The organism is Mesorhizobium sp. B2-3-6 (assembly GCF_006442305.1).
Classification (GTDB): Bacteria; Pseudomonadota; Alphaproteobacteria; order Rhizobiales; family Rhizobiaceae; genus Mesorhizobium.
The window spans coordinates 136,519-156,973 of record NZ_VFVW01000003.1; the positions used below are offsets into that span (position 1 = coordinate 136,519).

A 20,455-nucleotide genomic window follows, 5' to 3' on the forward strand; every position below is an offset into this window, starting at 1 on the left:
TCAGGCGTTGCCGAAAGTCTCGAACAGCACCCCCGCCAGCGCGTCCTTGGCCGATGTGCCGGACCAGACGACGAACTGGAACGCCTGGAAGTAGCATTCGCAGGCCTCCAGCGCCGACGACAGCAGCACCTCGACCTGCTGGCTCGATGGCTCGACCCCGCCCGCCAGAAGCAGCGACTGGCGGAACATGATCGCGCCTTCCTGCTCCCACAGGTCGAAATGGCCGAACAGCATCTGTTCGTTGATCAGCGACAACAGCCGCATCACTTCCAGCGCGCGCGCCTCCGGCACCTTGATGTCGAAGGCGCAGGCCAGATGCAGCGCCTCGAAATCCTCCATCCACGAGAAGGAGACGTGATAGTCGGTCCAGCTTCCGGCGACCGAGATCGAGATTTCGTCGTCGCCGGCCCGTTCGAAGGACCAGTCATTGTTGTGGGCCACCTGCTCAATGACATCCACCGGATGGATTTCGCGGGAGAATTCGAGTTCGAGAAGTTCCATGGAATGCTTCCTGTGTTCAGGGGAGCGCCACACGCTCCGCGGGGCACACACGACGAACAATCTGATCTAGAACTCGGACGGCCAGGACTTCTCGACGCAAAGACCCCAGACCGGACCCCACCGCCCGGCGCATGACCCTGCTCCGAATCATGCAACAAATTCAGTCTATTGATCGGGAGTCGCGTGAACAGCCCAATTTTTCGCGCTGCGTCATTCGCATGTGGAAAGGCGCTGTCACACAGAGTCACGCAATGCCGGTAAGCGATTCACGGCAAAGCGCTTTTCAGGCTGGTGCTTTGTGGAAAAGTTTAACGAATTATTTTTTCGGCCTGGGCTTTGCGGAAGCCGCAGGTGTGGCCTGCCCGGTCAGTTCGGCAAGCCTGGCCTCGAGCGCCTCGATGCGGTCGACAAGGCGAGCATTCTCTTCCCTGGCCTTGGCGGCCATTTCGCGCGCGGCCTCGAATTCCTCGCGCTGCACCACGTCCATCGAATTCAGGATGCGTTCGGCCTGTCCCTTGAAGGCGGTCTCCACCTCGCGCCGCACGCCCTGCGCGGCGCCCGCGGCATCGGTCATCAGCTTGGCGAATTCATCGAGAATGCGGTTCGGTCCGGTCGACATGGCAAATCCTCGGTTGCTGGAATTGAGTTAGTAGTACGGCGCGCCGAATGCAAGAACGTTGAGGGTTGCCGCGCTGTCTGCGTTGCTGTGGCGCATGGCCGTAGCATTCCTGTAAGAAGCTCTCAGACGGGCGCCAGAGCTGTACTTGAGGGCGCCAGCTCGCCTATTGTGTTCTCGTCTCGCATTGCCTCAAGCACACTTCAGTCAGGGTCACCAATGGCAACCCCTCCGCGCCGACCGACCAATCCGATGGCAGCCGCCGAAGCTGCCTTCAAACCGGTGAAGAAGCCGGCACCGCCAATTCGCGAAGCTTCGGCCGCGCCGAACGTCCGCGAGCTTGTTTCGATCCGGATCGACCGGGCCGTGCTCGATCATTTCCAGGAAGATGGCCCCGGCTGGCAGGACAGGATCAACGACGCGTTGCGGCAGTTGGTGGCCGCCAAGCCAAGGGATTGAGCTCACCGCCCGCACGGCGCGATGGGCCTGCAAGCGGTGATCCGATCCGATCTTTGAGGCCGACCACCTTGCCTTGACCCCGCCAAAACCCTGCCGCATGGTCCGCGCCAAACGCAACCGAGAGCTCCCCGTTGAACGAATATTTCCTGCTGCCGCTGGCCTCGTTGCCCTTTCCCGACATCGACCCGGTGCTGATTCAGATCGGGCCGCTGGCGGTGCACTGGTACGGCGTCGGCTACATCGTCGGCATCCTGTTCGCCTGGTGGTACGCCAAGCGGCTCGCCGCCAATCCGAAACTCTGGCCCGACGGCATCCTGCCGATGAAGCCGGAGGACCTCGATGATTTCATCATCTGGGCGGCCATCGGCGTCGTGCTGGGCGGGCGCACCGGCTACGTGCTGTTCTATGAGCTGCCGCGCTATATCGCGCATCCGCTCGACATCTTCGCCGTCTGGCAGGGCGGCATGTCGTTCCATGGCGGCCTGCTCGGCGTCATCCTCGCCATGACGCTGTTTTCGATCAAGCGCGGCATCCGCACCTGGTCGCTGTTCGACGTCGTGGCCGCTGGCGTGCCGGTCGGTCTTGGCCTCGTGCGCGTCGCCAACTTCATCAACTCCGAGCTCTGGGGCCGGCCAACCGACGTGCCGTGGGCGATCGAGTTTCCCAATGGCGGGCCGTTTACCCGCCATCCGAGCCAGCTTTACGAGGCCCTGCTTGAAGGCCTGGTGCTCTTTCTCGTGCTGCGCTTCCTCACCCATTCGCGCCTCAAGCTGAAGACGCCGCGCTTCGTCGGCGGCGCCTTCATCTGCGGCTATGGCCTGTCGCGCATAGCAGTCGAATTCTTCCGCGAGCCCGACCAGCAGCTCGGCTATCTCCTTGGCACCAACTGGCTGACCATGGGCATGATCCTGTCCTCGCCGATGGTGCTGGCCGGCATTTGGGCGATGACGACAGCCAAGCCGGTGCCGCAGTCACGGCCGCAGGCGACATGACGCGGCTGAAGGCACGCATCGTCGATCTGATCGAGGCGACAGGGCCGATCCCCGTCAACGAATACATGGCATTGTGCCTGTTCGATCCCGAGGCGGGCTACTACACCACGCGCGAACCGTTCGGCGCCGCCGGGGATTTCGTCACCGCGCCGGAGATCAGCCAGATGTTCGGCGAGCTCGTCGCCGTCTGGCTCTACCAGGCCTGGCTGGCGGTCGGCCGGCCGACGCCGGTCACTATCGGCGAGATCGGCGCCGGCCGCGGCACGCTGATGAAGGACGTGCTGCGCACCCTGTCGCGGCTCGAACCGGCACTGGCCAACGACGCTGCGTTCGCCATGATCGAGACCAGCCCGCGCCTGACCGAGGTGCAGAAACAGACGCTCGGCGCCACACCGTTCTCCATTCGCTGGCACGAGACCATCGACACGCTGCCGCCACAGCCGCTTTTCATCGTCGGCAACGAATTGTTCGACGCCATCCCCATCCGCCAGTTCGTCCGCACCGGCACCGGCTGGCGCGAGCGCGTGATCGGCCTCGACGGCGCTGACAATCTTTGCTTCTTCGCCGGCGCCGGCTCGCTCGACCCGACGCTGCTGCCCGCCGATGCCGGCGAGGCGCCGCAAGGCGCGATCGTCGAAGTGGCGCCGGCGCGCAGCGCCCTGATGGCGACCATCGCCGAGCGCATAGCGGCTCACGGCGGCTCCGGCCTGTTTGTCGACTATGGCCATCTGCGGCCGGGTGTCGGCGACACGTTGCAGGCCTTGCGTCGTCATGATCACGAAGATGTGCTGGCCAATCCCGGCGAAGCCGATCTCACCTCCCATGTCGATTTCGCCGCCCTTGCCGGGGTGGTGCGCGCGCATGGTCTCGACGCCCATCTGTCGACGCAGGGCGATTTCCTGCTCGGCCTGGGCATTCTGGAGCGCGCCGGCCGGCTTGGCGCCGATGCCAGCCAGGCGGCTCGCGACAAGATCGCTGGCGATGTCGAACGCCTCGCCGGGCCGCAGGCCATGGGCGACCTGTTCAAGGTGCTTGCCATAGTGCCGCGCGGCGTTGCCGTTCGCCCCTTTGCCCAGGCTCCGAGCTCGGATTGACAAGGCGTGACGACGGCCAGTCCGGTTGTGTCGGTAGCTTTTCATGGCCGACAACTTCTCATGATAGGAATTTTTTCTTGACAGGGTGAAGGCAACTATGGTAGATATTTGGTTATGGTGCTGAGTTGCGCCAGGGACCCGCCGCACAGGCGGGTTTTTCCGTTCAATGCTCCCTCACCGCGCAGCGGCGAAGGAACCGTTACCCCGGATTGGTTGCGTTGCCCCTTCGCCACGCCGGATTGACTTTTCACCGTCACCCCTCCCAATCTCCCGTCCGGTAAAAGAGCGGCTGAACGCCGGCCGTCTCGCTTCGGACTTTTTCTTGACGAAACCGCCCACACGGACAACAACGCCCACATGCTGAATCAGACCAAACTGGATCCCGTGCGGTCGCCGCTGCTGGACCTGGCGCAGGCACAAGGCATCCGCCACGGTTATTTCACCCGCGTCGGCGGCGTCTCGCCCGGCATCTATCAGGGCCTCAACATCGGCACCGGCTCGGATGACGACCAGGCGCTGGTCGCCGAGAACCGCCGCCGTGTCGCCGCCTGGATGGGCGTGCCGGCGGACCATCTCCTGACCGCCTGGCAAGTCCATTCGCCTGATGTCGTCGTCGCCAGGGGACCCTTTGCAGGCGAGCGTCCCAAGGCCGACGCCATCGTCACCGACCGGCCGGGCATCGCCATCGGCGCCTCGACCGCCGATTGCGGCCCTGTGCTGTTCGCGGATGCCGCGGCGCGTATCATCGGCGCGGCGCATGCCGGCTGGAAAGGCGCCTTCACGGGGGTGCTCGAGAACACCATTGCCGCCATGGAAAGTCTCGGCGCCAGGCGTGAAAACATCGTCGCCGTGCTCGGCCCCTCGATCGGCCCGGAAAACTACGAGGTCGGGCCTGAATTCGTCGCCCGCTTCGTCGAGGCCGATGGCGAAAATGACAGATATTTCGCGCCTTCGGCGAATCCCGGTCGTTCGATGTTCGACCTCAACCGCTACACGCTGGACCGGCTCGACAGGGCGGGTGTGACCGCGCAAGGTCTCGGCCGCTGCACCTATGCCGAGGAAGATCTGTTTTACTCCTACCGGCGCACGACGCACCGCAAGGAACCCGATTACGGCCGTCAGGTGTCGGCAATCGTTTTGGAGAGTGAATGATGGCGCTGCATTTTGAACGATCCGAATTCGACGCGCGCCGCGACCGGCTGGTGATCGAGATGGCCGAGAAGAAGCTCGACGCAATCCTGCTCTTCGCACAGGAAAGCATGTATTGGCTGACCGGCTACGACACGTTCGGTTTCTGCTTCTTCCAGTGCTTGGTGGTGAAAGCCGACGGGTCCATGGTGTTGCTGACCCGCTCGGCCGACCTGCGTCAGGCGCGCCACACCTCAATCATCGACAACATCGTGCTGTGGACCGATCGCGATGGCGCCAATCCGGCCGTCGACCTGCGCAATCTGCTGAACGAGCTCGACCTGCTCGGCGCCCGCATCGGGGTCGAATACGACACTCATGGGCTGACCGCCTATAATGGCCGCCGCCTCGACGAGCAGCTGCAGACCTTCGGCCAGATCGCCGATGCGTCCGGCATCGTCGGTCGGCTGCGCCTGTTCAAGAGCCCGGCCGAGATCGCCAAGGCCGAGAAGGCGGCGAACCTGGCCGACGACGCGCTGGATGCGGCCTTGCCGCTGATCAAGCAGGGCGGTGACGAGGCGCTGATCCTTGCCGCCATGCAAGGCGCGATCTTTGCCGGTGGCGGCGACTATCCGGCCAACGAATTCATCATCGGCTCCGGCGTCGACGCGCTGCTGTGCCGCTACAAGGCCGGTCGCCGCAAGCTCACCAAGAACGACCAGTTGACGCTCGAATGGGCGGGAGTCTTTCATCACTATCATGCGCCGATGATGCGCACGGTGCTGACCGGCAAGGCCTCGAAGCGTCACCAGGACTTGTTCGACGCGGCCCGTGCCGCGCTGCTGGCGGTCGAGAAGGCGATGACGCCGGGCAACAGTTTCGGCGACGTGTTCGACGCGCATGCCCGTGTCATGGAGGCGCGTGGACTGACCAAGCATCGGCTGAATGCCTGCGGCTACTCGGTCGGCGCCCGCTTCACCCCGTCCTGGATGGACATGCCGATGTTCTACCAGGGCAATCCCGAGCCGATCGCGCCGAACATGACGTTGTTCGCCCACATGATCATCATGGATTCCGAAACCGAGACGGCGATGACGCTTGGCCGCACCTATCTCACGACCGAATCACAGCCGAAGCCGCTTTCCCGCCATGATCTCGACTTGATCGTACAGTGAATCCACGATGGGAGGCGTTCTTCGCCAAGGAGTTAGAAGGCAAATGAGACGATCGCAGCTGACGACCGTGTCATTGCTCGTGGTCCTGGCGCTCGCCGCCTGCACCAACGCAAAAGACGTCCTCGAACCCTCCGCCATCACCCCGCCCACGGCCGCGGCGCCGGCCACGCCGGCAGCCCAGGGCAGCGCCGCCACCCCGGCGCCCGCTGGCCCTGCCACGACCACGGCGGGCGCTCCAGCAACGACCACGACGTCAGCCACGCCCGCACAGACCGCCGCAATCCTTGCCAGGACGCGCCTGCAGATCGCGCCGATCGTCGGCGCTTCGGTGGAAGCGGCGACGCCGCTGACGGCGGAGTTGCAGACGCGCGCTAGGCAGCGCGGCATCACGCTGGCCGGCAGCGCCGACCAGACCGCGACCCATGTGCTCAAAGGCTATTTCTCGGTGATCTCCGAAGGCAAGGACACCACCGTCATCTATGTGTGGGACGTCTACGATCCCTCGGGCAACCGCCTGCATCGCATCAACGGCCAGCAGAAGGCGGCTTCGGCCAATTCCGGCGCCAGCGCGGGCGGCGACAGTTGGAAAGCGGTGGCGCCAGCCACCATGCAGGCGATCGCCGACCAGACCATCGACCAGTTCGCGGCATGGCTCGGCGGCAAGGCGGGCTAGACTATCGGACCCGAATGGAAACGGCCGCGGGGAAAACCGATGCTCGAACAAAGGGAAGGAGCAGCGGCGCCGGACCCGCTGCCCGGTGTTGCCCATACGCGATGGCGCGAACATTTCCCAGGATTAGCCGGCGGATTTCCAATCACGGTGCTTGCAATAGCCGCGCGGGCCGCTAAAAGCCCGGTTAAAGGGCGTAGGCGAGTCTGTTGGGGCTCTCCATCCTCCACCAGGAACGGTGCATGAAACTCTTCGCGGGCAATTCCAACAGGGTGCTGGCCGAGGCGGTCGCCCGCTATCTCAACATCCCGCTGGGCAAGGCCAGCGTCAGGCGCTTCGCCGACCAGGAAATCTTCGTCGAGATCCAGGAAAACGTGCGCGGCGAGGATGTCTTCATCCTGCAGTCGACTTCCTTTCCGACCAACGATCACCTGATGGAACTGCTCATCATGATCGACGCCTTCATGCGCTCGTCGGCCAAGCGCATCACGGCGGTGATCCCCTATTTCGGCTATGCCAGGCAGGACCGCCGCGCCTCCGGCCGCACGCCGATCTCGGCCAAGCTGGTCGCCAACATGATCACCCGCGCCGGGGTCGACCGCGTGCTCACGCTCGACCTCCACGCCGGCCAGATCCAGGGCTTCTTCGATATTCCGACCGACAATCTGTTCTCGGTGCCGGTCATGGCCCGCGATGTGAAGGCGAAATACAAGCAGCTCGGCAACGTCGTCGTGGTGTCGCCCGACATTGGTGGCGTGGTGCGTGCACGCGCGCTGGCCAAGCGCTTCGACGCACAGCTCGCCATCGTCGACAAACGCCGCGAGCGTCCCGGCGAATCGGAGGTCATGAACATCATCGGCGCGGTCGCCGGCAAGGACTGCCTGCTGATCGACGACATCGTCGATTCCGGCGGCACGCTGTGCAACGCCGCCGATGCGCTGCTGGCCAACGGCGCCACCAGCGTCACCGCCTATATCACTCATGGTGTGCTGTCGGGCGGCGCGGTCACCCGCATCAGTGGCTCCAAGCTGCAGGAACTGGTGATCACCGATTCCATCCAGCCGACCCAGGGCGTGCTCGACGCCCCCAATATCCGCGTCATCTCGATCGCCGACCTGATGGGCGAAGCCATCTCGCGCACGGCAACCGAGGAATCGGTGTCGAGCCTGTTCGACTAATTGTCGATCCCGGCGGGCGCGTAGCGCAGCAAAACCGATTACAACGTGCAATCAGTGCTCCTGCAAATGGACCTTAGACCGAAGGTTGGCGCATCAGCTTGATGCCATCGGCATGCCTCAAGCGGCGATCGGACCGCCTATGCGCCGCGGGTTTTCGCCGGCATCTCGCGCACCGCGCATATAGCCGCGCGGCGAGGCGCCCAGCATGCGCTTGAACATGGTGATGAAGGCCGGCACGCTGTCATAGCCGAGATCGAGCGCCACCCGGGTGATCGGCTCCCCATCGGCGAGCCTCGGCAGCGCCGCGAACAGGCATGCTTGCTGGCGCCATGTCGACAGCGACAGTCCGGTCTGGCGATGAAAGGCGCGCGTGAAGGAGCGTCGGCTCATGCCGGCGGCGTCCGCCCACTCGTCGATCGTCGCGCGCGGCGACGGTGCCGCCACGAAACGCCGGCACAGCGCCGCCAGCCTGGGATCGGAGGGGAACGGCAGGCCAAGCGGCCGCTCCGGCAAAGTCGGAATTTCGTGCAGCAGGAGATTCATGATCAGCCCGCCACGCCCTTCCAGCACGCCGCCTTGCGGCAGTTTTTCCGATTCAACGATCAGGCTGTGCATCAGGTCGGTGACGCCGACGACGCGCAAGCCTTCCGGCAGTCCGGGGATCGCTCCCGGCATGACATAGACCGAGCGCATCGAGACATCGCCCAGCATCTCGACGGAATGCTCGGTGCCCGCGGGGATCCACATGGCGTGATCGGGCGGCACCATCCAGCGCCCGTGCCGCGTCGTCACCAGCACGACGCCGACCAGCGCATGCAGCAACTGGCTGCGGCTGTGGCGGTGCCGCGGCACATGGTAGCCGTCGGGATATTCGGTCGGCAACGCCACCGCCGGCCCGGCCACTTGCTCCAGCCATAGCCAGCGACGCTCGTGCAACTGCTCGAGGTCGGCATTGCCAGCGTGAAAAATTTCCCTGCCATGCGGCATAAGCTATGGCCCACTTGCGAAACTATTGGACCAAACCACGAAAGAAGTCGTCCCGCAAGCGGCCTATAAGCCATCCGTTCCCAAGGCGGCCGCAGGAGCGTCCGCCAGCTTGCCCGCGGGTATGCCCGCCAAAAAGACTACGGAGCCTGCCTTGACCGATACGACAGCCGTCGCCCCTCCCGCGACCGCCAGCCATGCTTCAGCCCAGGCGACGGCCTTCACCGTCATCCTGGCGGTGAGTTTTTGCCATTGCATCAACGACATCATGCAGTCGCTGCTATCGGCCATCTATCCCCTGTTGAAGGAGAATTACGGCCTCGATTTCTGGCAGATCGGCCTTCTGACCTTCACCTTCCAGGTGACTGCGTCGTTGCTGCAGCCGGTGATCGGCATGATCACCGACAAGCGGCCAATGCCCTATTCCCTGCCCTACGGCATGGCCTCTTCGCTGATCGGCCTGATCGTGCTTGCCTATGCCGGCCACTACACGCTGCTCCTGATCGGCGCTTCGCTGATCGGCATCGGCTCGGCGATCTTCCATCCGGAATCCTCGCGCATCGCCCGCTTCGCCTCAGGCGGCCGCTTCGGCCTGGCGCAGTCGCTGTTCCAGGTCGGTGGCAATTTCGGCCAGTCCATGGGACCGCTGCTGGCGGCATTTATCGTCGTGCCTTTCGGCCAGACCAGCATTTCATGGTTCGCCGTCGGCTCGCTTATCGGCATCGTCGTGTTGTGGCAGGTCGGCGGGTGGTACAGCCGCTTGCGCGCCACACAGGCGAACCGCAAGACGTCCAGTTTCGTCTCGCCCTTCCCGCGCCGCAAGGTGATGGGGGCCCTGGCCGTGCTGACGCTGCTGGTGCTGACCAAGAACGCCTACATCGCCAGCCTATCCAGCTACTACACCTTCTACGCCATCCATAAGTTCGGCGTTTCGGTGCAGATGTCGCAGGTCATGCTGTTCCTGTTCCTCGGCGCCTCGGCGCTGGGCATCCTGCTCGGCGGTCCGTTCGGCGACCGCTACGGACAGAAGGCGATGATCTGGTTTTCCATCGTCGGCGTGCTGCCCTTCACGCTGGCGCTGCCTTACGCCAACATGGAATGGACGATGGTGCTGACGGTGCTGATCGGCCTGATCCTGTCGTCGGCCTTCTCCAACATCGTCGTCTTTGCGCAGGAACTGGTGCCGGGCCGCGTCGGCATGATCGCCGGCATCTTCTTCGGCTTCGCCTTCGGCGTCGGCGGTATCGCCGCCGCCGTGCTCGGTATCGTCGCTGACATGAAGGGCATCGACTTCGTCTTCCAGATCTGTTCGTATTTGCCGTTCCTGGGCCTGTTGACGGTGTTCCTGCCCAATATGAAGGAAGCACGGAAGGCCTAACCTGGGAAAGCGCCTCGACACGTGCGAGCGCGTCGAGGCCTCAGTGCAGGCCGAATTCGCGCAGCAACTCCTCACGGTGGCGCACGAAGCGGCTTTCGCTGCGATCACGGGGGCGCGGCAGGTCGACGGTGATCAGACGCGCCGCGCCGCCTTTCTCCTTGGGCAGGATCAGCACTCTGTCGGCGAGATAGATCGCCTCCTCCAGATCGTGGGTGACCATGACCATGGTGACGTTTTCCTCGCTCCAGATGCGCGCCAGTTCCTCCTGCATGGAGATCTTGGTCATGGCGTCGAGGGCGCCGAGCGGCTCATCGAGCAGCAGAATTTCGGGCTGCACCGTCAGCGCCCGGGCGATGCCGACGCGTTGCGCCATGCCGCCCGAAAGCTGCCGCGGGTAGGCATCGCTGAACTCGGCAAGACCGACCAGCGCTATGTAGAAGCGCGCCCTCCGCTCGGCCTGCACCTTGGGCACGCCGCGAACTTCGAGGCCGAAGGCGACGTTGCCAAGCACGCTCAGCCAGGGCAGCAAGCGCGGTTCCTGGAAGATCACCGCCCGCTCCGCGCCGACGCCTTTTATTTGCTTGCCATCGATCGCAACGGCGCCTTCGTCGGCGGTTTCCAACCCGGCAAGGATGCGCAGCAATGTCGTCTTGCCCGATCCGCTGGCGCCGACAATGACCAGGCACTCGCCGGAGCGGATGTCGAGATTGAGCGAACGCAGCACGGCGAGCGAGCGCCCGCCGAGTGCAAAGGACTTCGACAGGTCGCGGATCGTGACCTCGCCGCGTGCTGTGGCCATGCTGGGTGCCTCCTTGCTCAATTGGTCTTGCTTTCGCCTGGCCGGTAGAGGATGTCGGCAGCCTTGAGCTTGCCCTTCGGCAGGCGGCCGTCGCGCTCGAGCACAGCCACCCAGAAGTCGATGTCGCGGTCGGTCGCCACCGCCTTCTCACGCAGGCCGAAACCCGTCCAGTAGCGCGCCAGTTCGCCGTTCTCGCCGCGTTTGTCGAGGATTTCGGCCAGCACCTTGCGGGCCTCGTCGGGATTCTGCCGCGACCAGTCGGCCGCACGCGCGGACTGTTCGACCAAGTTCTTGGCGGCGTCGCGATTGGCGGCGATGAAATCCCGCCGCAGCACGATGAAGCCGCCCGCGATCTCGCCCAGCACGTCGGCGTCGTTGAACACGCCGCGCACACCGCCATTGGCCACCAGGGCACCGGCGAAAGTCGCCTGCCAGTAGCCGAGCCCGGCGACATCGACCTGATGCGAGCGCAACGTCTGCTCGAGTTGCGGCCCGGGCACCACGACGAGCTTGGCGGCGTCCGGCGGCAGGCCGACGCTGTGCAGCGCTTCACGCACCGCGTAGTCGAGATGGGCGCCGAGCGTGTTGACCGAGATCGTCTTGCCGGCGACGTCCGCGATCGACCTGATCGGGCTGTCCTCCAGCACATAGAAAACGCTTTTGACCTGGCTGTTGATGCCGTTGCTCGGATAGGCGGCGACGAAGTCGTTGCCGCCGGCGATCGAGTTGATCACGGCCGGCGTGGCGGCCGAACCCAGGTCGACGCTGCCGGAGGCGAGCGCAAACAGCGATTCCGGGCCGCCGCCGGCATAGCCGACATTCTCGAGCTCGATGCCGAGGCCCTTGAAGTAGCCGAGTTGGTCGGCAAGCTCATGCGGCGAGATGCTGCCGCGGCTTGCGAGATAGCGTATCTTGACGGAAGCGGCCTGCGAGCGCGCGATCGATGGTAGCCCGACGGCGATGATGCCGGCGGCAAGAGGGGCGCGCAGAAGCAGCGAGCGGCGTGTGATGGTCATGATCCGGCCTTTCACTTTTCAAAAATGACGATGATGGGGGCGGCTGTTCAGCCGGCGGAACTGCTCCAGCGGCAAAGCCGCCGCTGCAGGCTGACCAGCACCTGGTTCGCGATCAGGCCGAGCGCGGCCAGGATGACGATCGACGCGAACATCAGCGGGATCTGGAAATTGTACTGCGCGTTCATCACCTGGAAGCCGATGCCTTTGTTGGCGCCGATCATTTCCGAGGCAATCAGCAGCAGCAGCGCGGTGGTCGCGCCGAGCCTCAACCCGACGAAGATCGAAGGCACGGCGCCCGGCAGCACGACGCGCCGGAATATGGTCAGCCGCCGGGCGCCGTAGACGCGCGCCATTTCGAGCAGCTTCGGATCGACCTCCTTGACGCCGCTGATCGTGTTGAGCAGCAGCGGAAACAGCGTTGCCCAGAAGATGACGAACACTTTGGAGGCTTCGCCTAGCCCCAGAAGCAGGATGAAGACGGGATAGAGCGCCAGGGCCGAGGTCTGCCGGAACAGTTGCAGGATCGGATCGAGCGCCGTCTCGACGCTGCGGGTCTGACCCATGACGAGGCCGAGCGGGATGGCGACCGTAGCCGCCGCGGCGAAGGCGAGGCCGGCGCGCTGCAGGCTGATGGCGATGTCGCCGAGCAGGCTGCCCCCGGCGAGGCCCTTCCAGAGCGCTACGACGATCATGTCGATCGGCGGCAACACCGCGGCATTGACCCAGCCGCCGCTCGCCGCCGCCTGCCAAAGCGCCAGGAACCCCAAAAGCACGCCATAGCGCGACAGCAGACGCGTGAGGGTTCGGCCAGCCAGGCTCAGAATATCGGCGCCGAGCCCGTTGCCGTTTTCATGCGCGCCGATGCCCGTCGGCCGTTCAATGTGCTGCAAAGTCATCGTCATGCCTTTCGCTTCAACGCATCATTCGGCGGCGAGCACGGTCGAACGGGCAACCGTCCAGGGGTTCTGCGGCCGCTTGAGGCCAAGATGCTCGCGCAGCGTCCTGCCCTCGTAAGCGGTACGAAACAGGCCGCGCCGCTGTAATTCGGGGACCACCAGGTCGACGAAATCGTCTAGCGCGCCGGGCAGCCATGGCGGCAGGATGTTGAACCCGTCGGCGGCTTCGTTGCTGAACCATTCCTCCAGCTGGTCGGCGACCTGAATGGCGCTGCCGATCACGGTGTAGTGGCCTCGTGCGGTCGCGACCCATTGATAGAGCTGGCGGATGGAGAAGTTGTGCTCGTCGGCGATCTGGCGGATCAGCGCCTGGCGGCTCTTCATGCCTTCGGTTTCGCGGCTCGGCGGCAGCGGTCCGTCGAGCGGATAGCCCCTGAGATCGAGCGTCTGCCCGGCAAGTCCGTTGAGCAGCGCGACGCCGTCCTCGGGCAGGATCAGGTCGTTCAATTGCTGATACTTGGCTCGCGCCTCTTCTTCGGTGCGGCCGACAAAGGGCGCCACGCCCGGCATGATCAGCACCTGTTCGGGATCGCGGCCGGCCGCCGCCACGCGGGCCTTGATGTCGCGATAGAATTCCTGCGCGGAGGCAAGGTTCTGATGCGCGGTGAAGATGACCTCGGCCGAGGCGGCCGCGAGCTTGCGCCCATCCTCGGACTGGCCCGCCTGCACGACCACGGGGTGGCCCTGCACCGGGCGGGGCACGTTGAGCGGCCCTTTGACACTGAAATGCTCACCCTTGTGGTCGATGTCGTGAAGCTTGTCCTTGTCGTAGAAGCGGCCCGTTTTCTTGTCGCGGATAAAGGCGTCGTCCTCCCAGCTGTCCCACAGCGCCTTGACCGTCTCGACATGCTCATGCGCTCGTGCGTAGCGCTCGGCATGGTTGGGCTGGATGTCGCGGTTGAAGTTGCGCGCCGTGTCGTCGCCCGCCGAGGTGACGACGTTCCAGCCTGCCCGGCCATTCGACAAGAGGTCGAGCGAGGCGAATTTACGGGCAAGCGTGTAGGGCTCCTCATAGGTGGTCGAGGCCGTGGCGATGAATCCGAGATGCGTCGTCAGCGGCGCCAGCGCCGCAAACAACGTCACCGGTTCGAAACCCGCGATCTTGGCGTTGCCGCCTTCGCGGGCGCCAAGCCCGACCGTCAGGTTGTCGGCGAGGAAATAGGCATCGAACAGGCCCCGTTCGGCGGTCAGCGCGAGCTGCTTGTGAAACTCGAAATTGGTCGCGCCGTCGGCCGGAGCGTCGGGATGGCGCCAGGCGGCGACATGCTGGCCGCCACCGGGTAGAAAGGCGCCGAGCTTGATCTGTCTTGATTTGATGGTCATGGCTGGGTCCCTTTGTTCGAAAACCATTTGGAGTTCAGGCGGCGAGGCCGACGCTGCGTGCCGTCCCGACGACGCGGGAAACCTCGGCAACCGCCTGCCGGGCGCGGGCATGGATGGCCTCCGACACCAGGACGCCGTCGGCGAAATCCCTGTCCGATGCGTAGATCGCGGTCGGCACGGTCAGCGCCTCGAAAAAACCGAACAGCGGCCGCAGCTGATGTTCGACGATCAGCGAGTGGCGTTCGCCGCCCCCCGTCGCGGCAAGGATGACCGGTTTTCCGCGCAGCGACGACGGATCGAGCAGATCGAACAAATGCTTGAAGAGCCCGGTATAGCTGCCTTTGAAGGTCGGCGACCCCGCGACCAGCACGTCGGCGCCGACCAGTTGTTCGATGATGGCGCGGGCCGCAGGATCGAGATCGCCGAGGCGCCTTGCCGCCGGCAGCGACGGACCGAGATTTTCAATGTCGTATATAGCCGAGGTCGCCCCGATGCGGTTCGCCGCCTCGCCGGCGATATGGCTGATAAAGGCCTTGGTCTTCGATGGGCGGGTCAGGTTGCCGGATATTCCCACCACCAGCTTGTTCGTCATCGGGCTCTCCTCGCGGTCCTTATTCATTAAGACTACCGATTTTGTAGAATTAAATGAGCGAGAAGATTTCAAAACTGGCGGAATAGGGAGATTGAGTTTGCGCCGCAGCGCCCTTCAGTGGTTCGGCAGATGCGCGGTTCCGGCCAAGGGCGTCGCCATTCTCGGACGCCAGGCCGACGAGCGACAGATCCAGGTCGACCCGACCGCCGCCGCAAGCTGCCCGTCCACTGCAACGCTCGAATGAGACCCCGACCGGACGCTGGCCGAACTCGATGCCTGAACCGAGAGATCCAGCCGCTGTGCGCGGCGTTGACGAGCGATCGTTAGCCACACCCGCGCCTGGCAGCCGTCCCGAAGGATGGATTGTGCGGGGCGAGGATCAAATCGACGGCCCGCCGTGCGGGTCGGCGGGACCTGAGCCAAGCCTGATCAGGCGGATTTCAGCACGGTGAATGGGCGCTTGACGGTCCGCTTGGCCTGGAAACTCCCGGCCGGAGCGGGACGGCCGACATGAAAACCCTGGACCTTGTCGATGCCGAATTCGCGCATGAGAGCCATCTGCTCGTCCGTTTCCACCCCTTCGACCAGGATTTTGTGGCCGCGGTTTCGGACCAGGGCGACAATGTCCTGGAGCATTGCCTTGCCGTTCGGGGTGGCGCAGTCGTGAAGGAAGGAGCGGTCGATCTTCACCGTATCGAAATCGATCAGGCGAAGCCACGAGAGGCCAGCGAAGCCGGTGCCGAAATCATCAAGCCAGATCTTGATCCCCAGCAGCTTCAGGTCGCTGATGCAGCGAAGAATGTCCGAATGCATCTCCATCTCCAGCCCCTCGGTGATCTCGAAGGCCAGCCTGTTGCCGGTTACGCCGGTCTCGCCCAGGATGGTCGCGACCGACGCCGCGAAGCCGGGCGTCTTGAGCTGGATCGGAGAGACGTTGACGCTGACCACGCGCACATGATCGTGCGCCAGGAGCTCGGCGCACACAGTCCTGATGGCCCAGCGCCCGAGTTCCAGGATGGCGCCGGTTCGCTCCGCTACAGGGATGAACAGGCTCGGCGGAACCGATGTGCCGTCCAGCATTTTGAGGCGCATCAGGGCCTCCACCGCTTCAACCCGGTCCGTCGCGACATCCTGGATCGGTTGATAGACGAGTGAAACGAGATCCTGGCCGATCGCGATCTTCAGCAAAGCCGCAATGTTCTCGCTCTCGTCGCTGCTCTGGGGATCGGTTGGGTCGAACAGCCGGGCACAGTTTCGACCGCCTGCCTTTGCCAGATAGAGTGCGCGATCGGCCTCGTGGATGATCTTCTCCAGCTTGGCACCGGTCTGCCTCCTGGTGAATGCGGCGCCAACGCTTACCGTCACAACCGAGATACCGTCGCGCCGCAGTTCGTGGGTAAGCGCCAGATTCTCGACGGTGCGGCAGATGGCTTCCGCGATATCTATGATCTGATCCTTGTTCTCCATGCGGGCCAGGACGATGAATTCTTCACCGCCGTAGCGGCCGATCGAGCCATTGTATTCCCTGATCATATCCCGGAGGGCATTGGCGACATGGATAAGGCAACGGTCGCCTTCCTGGTGGCCGTAGCAGTCATTGAACTTCTTGAAGAAGTCCACGTCGATGAGCATCGCCACGAAACTGGTGCCGACCCTTTGCCACTCCCCCCAGTAGTCCCTGAGCTTTTCGTCGATCGCCCGTCGATTCTCCAGACCCGTAAGCGGATCGGTCCGCGACAGCCGCAGCAGGGCCTTGCCGCGTTCGGTGGCTTCCTTGTGCTGGATTTTGGCCTCCAGCGCGTTCAGGAAGACGTTGTAGCGCTCCTCGTTCAGCTTCCAGTTCACATAGGACGTGAATGTGAAGCACGAAACGTAGAAGGCGCCAAATACCATCTTGTATGTTACCGTGGCAGGCACAAAGTAATTCACGGCATACAAGACACACATAATGATGGTTGATGTCACGATCGATAAATTAAAACTGAATGTAAAGAATAGATTCGCACTCATCATGAAAATGGTGCCGAATACCATATAGTAGGCGACGCTTTCCTTGTCCGCGCTCATAAAGGCCGGGAACAACCAGCCGATATAGCCGAAAATGATGGCCCCGGCGCAAGTCACGTCGAGCCATTCCGTGGCCACTCCCCGGCGAAGTTGCGCCTCCAGGATCGACAGCGCGGTCACGCCGACGGCGAAGCGCGCCATGATCGTATAGGCCGCCACGTCCGGGATCAGCAGCAGATCCGTTGCCGAAAACAGGAGATAGATGGCCACGGCGATCCAAAGCCCAGGCCGGGCTTCCAGTCTTCGCTTCGCCTGGGCTTCCCTCCGGTAAAGGACGCGAAGCTCGTCGGGCCCCGGCTCGTAGCGGGCTTCGTACGGCTCTACATGCGCCATGTCGGCCAGTCTGGATGACACGCGTTCGCTCTCGACAAATCCTGGTTGAAGGGGATTTTGCGTTCCAAGTTCTTTTTTGGCTTCTGCCCCCACGCGGGCCAACTCCTTGGACGCGACGGCGACTGCGCACCTCGCACGACAATGCAACGGCGCGAAACAAATTTCGGTTAATTCAGGCCGTGAATCCAATGCGGTGGGTTTTAACGCGCGAACATGGTTGGCGGGAAATTAAGCATACCGTTAAAATGCGTTCGGGACGACATTGGCAAATCGAGCATTGTACGCAATAAGTTAACTGACTGTTAACTATGGAGTGCTCGAGTGCAAAGTGTCTTTGATGGCAAAAGCCTGATTACTGCCGAGATGATTGCCGGCAGTTTTCCTCGAAGAAAGCCCGAGCATCACGGCGAGGCGTTCGAAACCGCCCGCGCGGAACTCGCGCTCATTCTCCACGCGACACGCCAGCAGGTCGAGGAAGAGAAAGACCCTGCCGAGATCGTTCGTCGCCTGCTGTCCTATCTCAACGCCCTGCGGGCCAAGGTTCACCCCGACGTTTGGCAGTCGTTGATCCCGGTGGCGCAGAACCATCCGATCCTTGACTACTTTCTCCAGGACCCGCTCACCCGGTGGTCATTCACCAAGCCCAGGGGCTATTCCGGCGACGCGCAGTTGCTTGACTACATCTATTGTGATCCGCACGTGGCCGAAAGCGTGGCGAGCGCCTCGGACACAGGGAAGGCACTCTACAGCCATACCAAGGACGTACCGTCCTGCGTGGCGGCGCGGGAACGGCGCGATCTCTTGACCCGGTATGTCGACGAGACGGCGGACAAGAGCGGACCGCAAGCCGAGGTCCTGGCGATCGCCGCCGGTCATTTGCGCGAGGCCAATCGTTCGACCGCCTTGGCTGAGGGCCGCCTCAAGCGTTGGGTTGCGCTTGATCAGGATCCCCAGAGCGTTGGATTGATCGCGCGAGACTTCCAGGGCACCGCGGTCGAGGCCGTCGACGGCTCGGTGCGGACCGTGCTCACCAGGGGCCACAAGCTGGGTAAGTTCGACCTCATCTACGCCTCCGGCCTTTACGACTACCTCCAGCACAACGTCGCCGTGAAACTCACGAAGACTTGCCTGCAGATGCTGAAGCCGAACGGCAGGTTCCTTTTTGCCAACTACGCCGAGGGCAATCCCGACGCCGGCTATAGGGAAACGTTCATGGACTGGGTGTTGCTGCTGCGCTCCGAGGCCGACATGTGGAACATCATCAATGCCAGCGTCGACCGCAACACCGTCGAGGCGCAGGTGTTCTTTGGCGAAAACCGCAACGTGCTGTATGGCGTCATCGAAAAGCGCGGATAGGGCAATTCCAGGAAAAATGTGCAGCGGTTTTCCCGGAGAAAGTGCGTAGCGCCTTCCCGGGCAATTGCCTAAGACAAAGAACTGGAGCGGGTCGGCGATCCTATCGACGCTGAACCGCTCCAGTGACAACCTTGGACCGGCGCCGGCGTGAAGCCTCGAGCGCTTTCGGCCGGGAGAGGCGTCCCGTCCCGGACCATTGCCTTTGGATGACTGCCTTTGGCTTGCACCTCCCGCCGCCTTCCGCTATAGAGCCGCCACCCGCGTAGACACCCTTGGAGGCAACGCGGCGGAAGGCCGCCTCACCCGGCGGCTTTCGACGTTTACGGTCCAGGCCCATTGCCAACCGCAAACGCTCCAGAACAACGCGAAAGGAAGTGCCATGAGCCACGATACTTACGAGCTCAAGGCCGAAGCGCGCGAACAGGTCGGTAAGGGGTCCGCCCGTGCAGTTCGCCGCAACGGTAAAGTGCCTGCAGTAATTTACGGTGACAAGCAGCCTCCCCTGGCGATCGCTCTCACCTACAAGGACATCTACTACAAGATCCACGGCGGCGGGTTCCTGACCACGATCGCCACGATCGATGTCGACGGCAAGAAGATCCAGGTCCTGCCGAAGGACTTCCAACTCGACCCCGTCAAGGATTTCCCTGTCCATGTCGACTTCCTGCGCATCGGCAAGGACACCGAGGTCAATGTCGACGTGCCTGTCCACTTCATCAACGAGGACAAGTCGCCCGGCATCAAGCGCGGCGGCGTGCTCAACATCGTGCGTCACGAGGTCGAGTTCCACTGCCCGGCCAATGCGATCCCGGAATTCATTACCGTCGATCTCACCGGCGCCGACATTGGCGATTCGATCCATATCTCGTCGGTCAAGCTGCCGGCCGGCGTCAAGCCCGTCATCTCCGACCGCGACTTCACCATCGCGACCGTCGCCGGTTCGTCGGCGATGAAGCCGGAGACGGAAGAGACGGTCGAGGCTGCACCTGAGGCGGCTCCCGCCGCCGAAGAGAAGTAACTTTTTCACGCCCGGAGCTGACGATGCCGCTTGTCTTTGCAGGCCTCGGCAATCCGGGCGCGAAATATGCCGCCAACCGGCACAATGTCGGCTTCATGGCGGTGGACGCGATCGCCCGCCGCCACTCCTTTTCGCCCTGGTCTAAGAAATTCCAGGGATTGATCGCCGATGGCACGCTCGGCGGTGAAAAGATCATCCTGATCAAGCCGCAGACCTTCATGAACCTGTCCGGCCAGTCGGTCGGCGAAGCGCTGCGCTTCTACAAGCTCGGCCCCGGGGCGCTGACCGTCTTCTACGACGAGATCGACCTTGCCGAAGGTAAGCTGCGCATCAAGACCGGCGGCGGCGCCGGCGGCCACAACGGCATCCGCTCGATCGACGGCCATGTCGGCAACGCGTATCGGCGTGTGCGCATCGGTGTCGGCCATCCCGGCGTCAAGGAGATGGTGCAGCATCATGTACTCGGCGATTTCGGCAAGACCGACCGCGACTGGCTGGACCCGCTGCTCGACGCGGTCGCCGACAACGCGGCGATGATCGTCAAGGGCGACGAATCCGGCTTCATGAACAAGGCCGCCCTCGCCGTTCAGGGCAAGGCCGGCGTGGAACCGGAAAAGCCGGCGCCCAAGCAGCAAAGCCACATCCGCCAGGCACGGCCGCAACAGGCGCCCGCCAAGCTGCCGGAGAGCGGCCCGATGGCCGCCATGCTGAAGAAGCTGTTCGGCAACAAGGACTGAGCTCGGGTCCATACGGCGTTACAGGGCTTGACGTTCATCACCCCTATCGCCCATAGCCCTCACCAAATCTCAAATTCCCGATA

At 63.5% G+C, this 20,455-nt stretch carries 21 protein-coding genes; 12 read left to right on the forward strand and 9 right to left on the reverse strand.

The genetic code is table 11. The features are described from left to right. Both FJ953_RS09860 and FJ953_RS09865 read right to left on the reverse strand, forming a co-directional pair. The gene (locus tag FJ953_RS09860) at positions 1-501 is read right to left on the reverse strand and encodes a YbjN domain-containing protein (protein WP_127855850.1); all 501 of its coding nucleotides are present in this window, start codon (positions 499-501) and stop codon (positions 1-3) included. A gap of 316 nt (positions 502-817) precedes the next feature. Continuing rightward, the gene (locus tag FJ953_RS09865) at positions 818-1,120 is read right to left on the reverse strand and encodes an accessory factor UbiK family protein (RefSeq protein ID WP_140516880.1); all 303 of its coding nucleotides are present in this window, start codon (positions 1,118-1,120) and stop codon (positions 818-820) included. 216 nt (positions 1,121-1,336) lie between these two features. Here FJ953_RS09865 and FJ953_RS09870 point away from each other — a divergent pair, with 216 nt between their 5' ends. The 7 genes from FJ953_RS09870 to FJ953_RS09900 all read left to right on the forward strand — a co-directional run bounded on the left by FJ953_RS09870 (position 1,337) and on the right by FJ953_RS09900 (position 7,813). Then, positions 1,337-1,576, forward strand: a complete 240-nt coding sequence (locus FJ953_RS09870) for a BrnA antitoxin family protein (RefSeq protein WP_031250360.1) — start codon at positions 1,337-1,339, stop codon at positions 1,574-1,576. Between the two features lie 131 nt (positions 1,577-1,707). Then, complete coding sequence (gene lgt, locus FJ953_RS09875) at positions 1,708-2,568, forward strand: prolipoprotein diacylglyceryl transferase (RefSeq protein WP_140624146.1); 861 nt, start codon at positions 1,708-1,710, stop codon at positions 2,566-2,568. Continuing rightward, positions 2,565-3,662 (forward strand): class I SAM-dependent methyltransferase, encoded by a 1,098-nt coding sequence (locus FJ953_RS09880; RefSeq protein WP_140624148.1) that lies wholly within the window; start codon positions 2,565-2,567, stop codon positions 3,660-3,662. Before lgt ends, FJ953_RS09880 begins: the two co-directional genes overlap by 4 nt. Before the next feature lie 357 nt (positions 3,663-4,019). Next, entirely contained in the window at positions 4,020-4,814 is a 795-nt protein-coding gene (gene pgeF / locus FJ953_RS09885; protein WP_140516884.1) for a peptidoglycan editing factor PgeF, read from the forward strand. Next, positions 4,814-5,965, forward strand: a complete 1,152-nt coding sequence (locus FJ953_RS09890; protein ID WP_140516886.1) for a Xaa-Pro peptidase family protein — start codon at positions 4,814-4,816, stop codon at positions 5,963-5,965. Before pgeF ends, FJ953_RS09890 begins: the two co-directional genes overlap by 1 nt. Before the next feature lie 43 nt (positions 5,966-6,008). Next, entirely contained in the window at positions 6,009-6,638 is a 630-nt protein-coding gene (locus FJ953_RS09895; RefSeq protein ID WP_140624150.1) for a hypothetical protein, read from the forward strand. A 239-nt stretch (positions 6,639-6,877) separates the two neighbouring features. Then, positions 6,878-7,813 (forward strand): ribose-phosphate pyrophosphokinase, encoded by a 936-nt coding sequence (locus tag FJ953_RS09900; protein ID WP_140496017.1) that lies wholly within the window; start codon positions 6,878-6,880, stop codon positions 7,811-7,813. Between the two features lie 117 nt (positions 7,814-7,930). On the opposite strand, the gene FJ953_RS09905 is transcribed toward FJ953_RS09900, so the two are convergent. Further along, positions 7,931-8,800 carry a helix-turn-helix transcriptional regulator gene (locus tag FJ953_RS09905; protein ID WP_140496018.1) on the reverse strand — a complete coding sequence of 290 codons (870 nt, stop codon included), beginning with the start codon at positions 8,798-8,800 and terminating at the stop codon, positions 7,931-7,933. Positions 8,801-8,951: 151 nt separating this feature from the next. Between FJ953_RS09905 and FJ953_RS09910 the strand changes: the two genes are divergently transcribed. Next, positions 8,952-10,175, forward strand: a complete 1,224-nt coding sequence (locus FJ953_RS09910; protein ID WP_140666080.1) for an MFS transporter — start codon at positions 8,952-8,954, stop codon at positions 10,173-10,175. Positions 10,176-10,215: 40 nt separating this feature from the next. On the opposite strand, the gene FJ953_RS09915 is transcribed toward FJ953_RS09910, so the two are convergent. From FJ953_RS09915 to msuE, 5 genes are read right to left on the reverse strand one after another with little or no spacing between them, the layout of a single operon-like run. Then, on the reverse strand, positions 10,216-10,974 hold the full coding sequence (locus FJ953_RS09915) for an ABC transporter ATP-binding protein (RefSeq protein ID WP_140496020.1): 759 nt from the start codon (positions 10,972-10,974) through the stop codon (positions 10,216-10,218). 17 nt (positions 10,975-10,991) lie between these two features. Next, positions 10,992-11,990 (reverse strand): ABC transporter substrate-binding protein, encoded by a 999-nt coding sequence (locus FJ953_RS09920; RefSeq protein WP_140524904.1) that lies wholly within the window; start codon positions 11,988-11,990, stop codon positions 10,992-10,994. Between the two features lie 47 nt (positions 11,991-12,037). Continuing rightward, positions 12,038-12,886, reverse strand: a complete 849-nt coding sequence (locus FJ953_RS09925) for an ABC transporter permease (protein WP_140496422.1) — start codon at positions 12,884-12,886, stop codon at positions 12,038-12,040. 24 nt (positions 12,887-12,910) lie between these two features. Beyond that, complete coding sequence (locus tag FJ953_RS09930) at positions 12,911-14,269, reverse strand: LLM class flavin-dependent oxidoreductase (protein ID WP_140524905.1); 1,359 nt, start codon at positions 14,267-14,269, stop codon at positions 12,911-12,913. A 34-nt stretch (positions 14,270-14,303) separates the two neighbouring features. Next, on the reverse strand, positions 14,304-14,861 hold the full coding sequence (msuE, locus tag FJ953_RS09935) for an FMN reductase (RefSeq protein WP_140524906.1): 558 nt from the start codon (positions 14,859-14,861) through the stop codon (positions 14,304-14,306). Positions 14,862-14,958: 97 nt separating this feature from the next. Between msuE and FJ953_RS30410 the strand changes: the two genes are divergently transcribed. Then, a complete protein-coding gene (locus FJ953_RS30410; protein WP_181168390.1) occupies positions 14,959-15,105 on the forward strand; it encodes a hypothetical protein in 147 nt (48 codons plus the stop codon). Positions 15,106-15,290: 185 nt separating this feature from the next. Here the strand turns inward: FJ953_RS30410 and FJ953_RS09940 are convergent, their stop codons facing one another. Further along, complete coding sequence (locus FJ953_RS09940) at positions 15,291-17,261, reverse strand: EAL domain-containing protein (RefSeq protein WP_140524959.1); 1,971 nt, start codon at positions 17,259-17,261, stop codon at positions 15,291-15,293. Between the two features lie 321 nt (positions 17,262-17,582). On the opposite strand from FJ953_RS09940, the gene FJ953_RS09945 reads away from it, so the two are divergent. The 3 genes from FJ953_RS09945 (at position 17,583) to pth (ending at position 20,372) form a co-directional block, all read left to right on the forward strand. Continuing rightward, positions 17,583-18,617, forward strand: a complete 1,035-nt coding sequence (locus FJ953_RS09945) for a class I SAM-dependent methyltransferase (RefSeq protein ID WP_140524907.1) — start codon at positions 17,583-17,585, stop codon at positions 18,615-18,617. Positions 18,618-18,996: 379 nt separating this feature from the next. Continuing rightward, on the forward strand, positions 18,997-19,635 hold the full coding sequence (locus FJ953_RS09950) for a 50S ribosomal protein L25/general stress protein Ctc (RefSeq protein WP_140496025.1): 639 nt from the start codon (positions 18,997-18,999) through the stop codon (positions 19,633-19,635). A 23-nt stretch (positions 19,636-19,658) separates the two neighbouring features. Continuing rightward, positions 19,659-20,372 (forward strand): aminoacyl-tRNA hydrolase, encoded by a 714-nt coding sequence (gene pth, locus FJ953_RS09955; protein WP_140524908.1) that lies wholly within the window; start codon positions 19,659-19,661, stop codon positions 20,370-20,372. Positions 20,373-20,455: the final 83 nt, after the last annotated feature.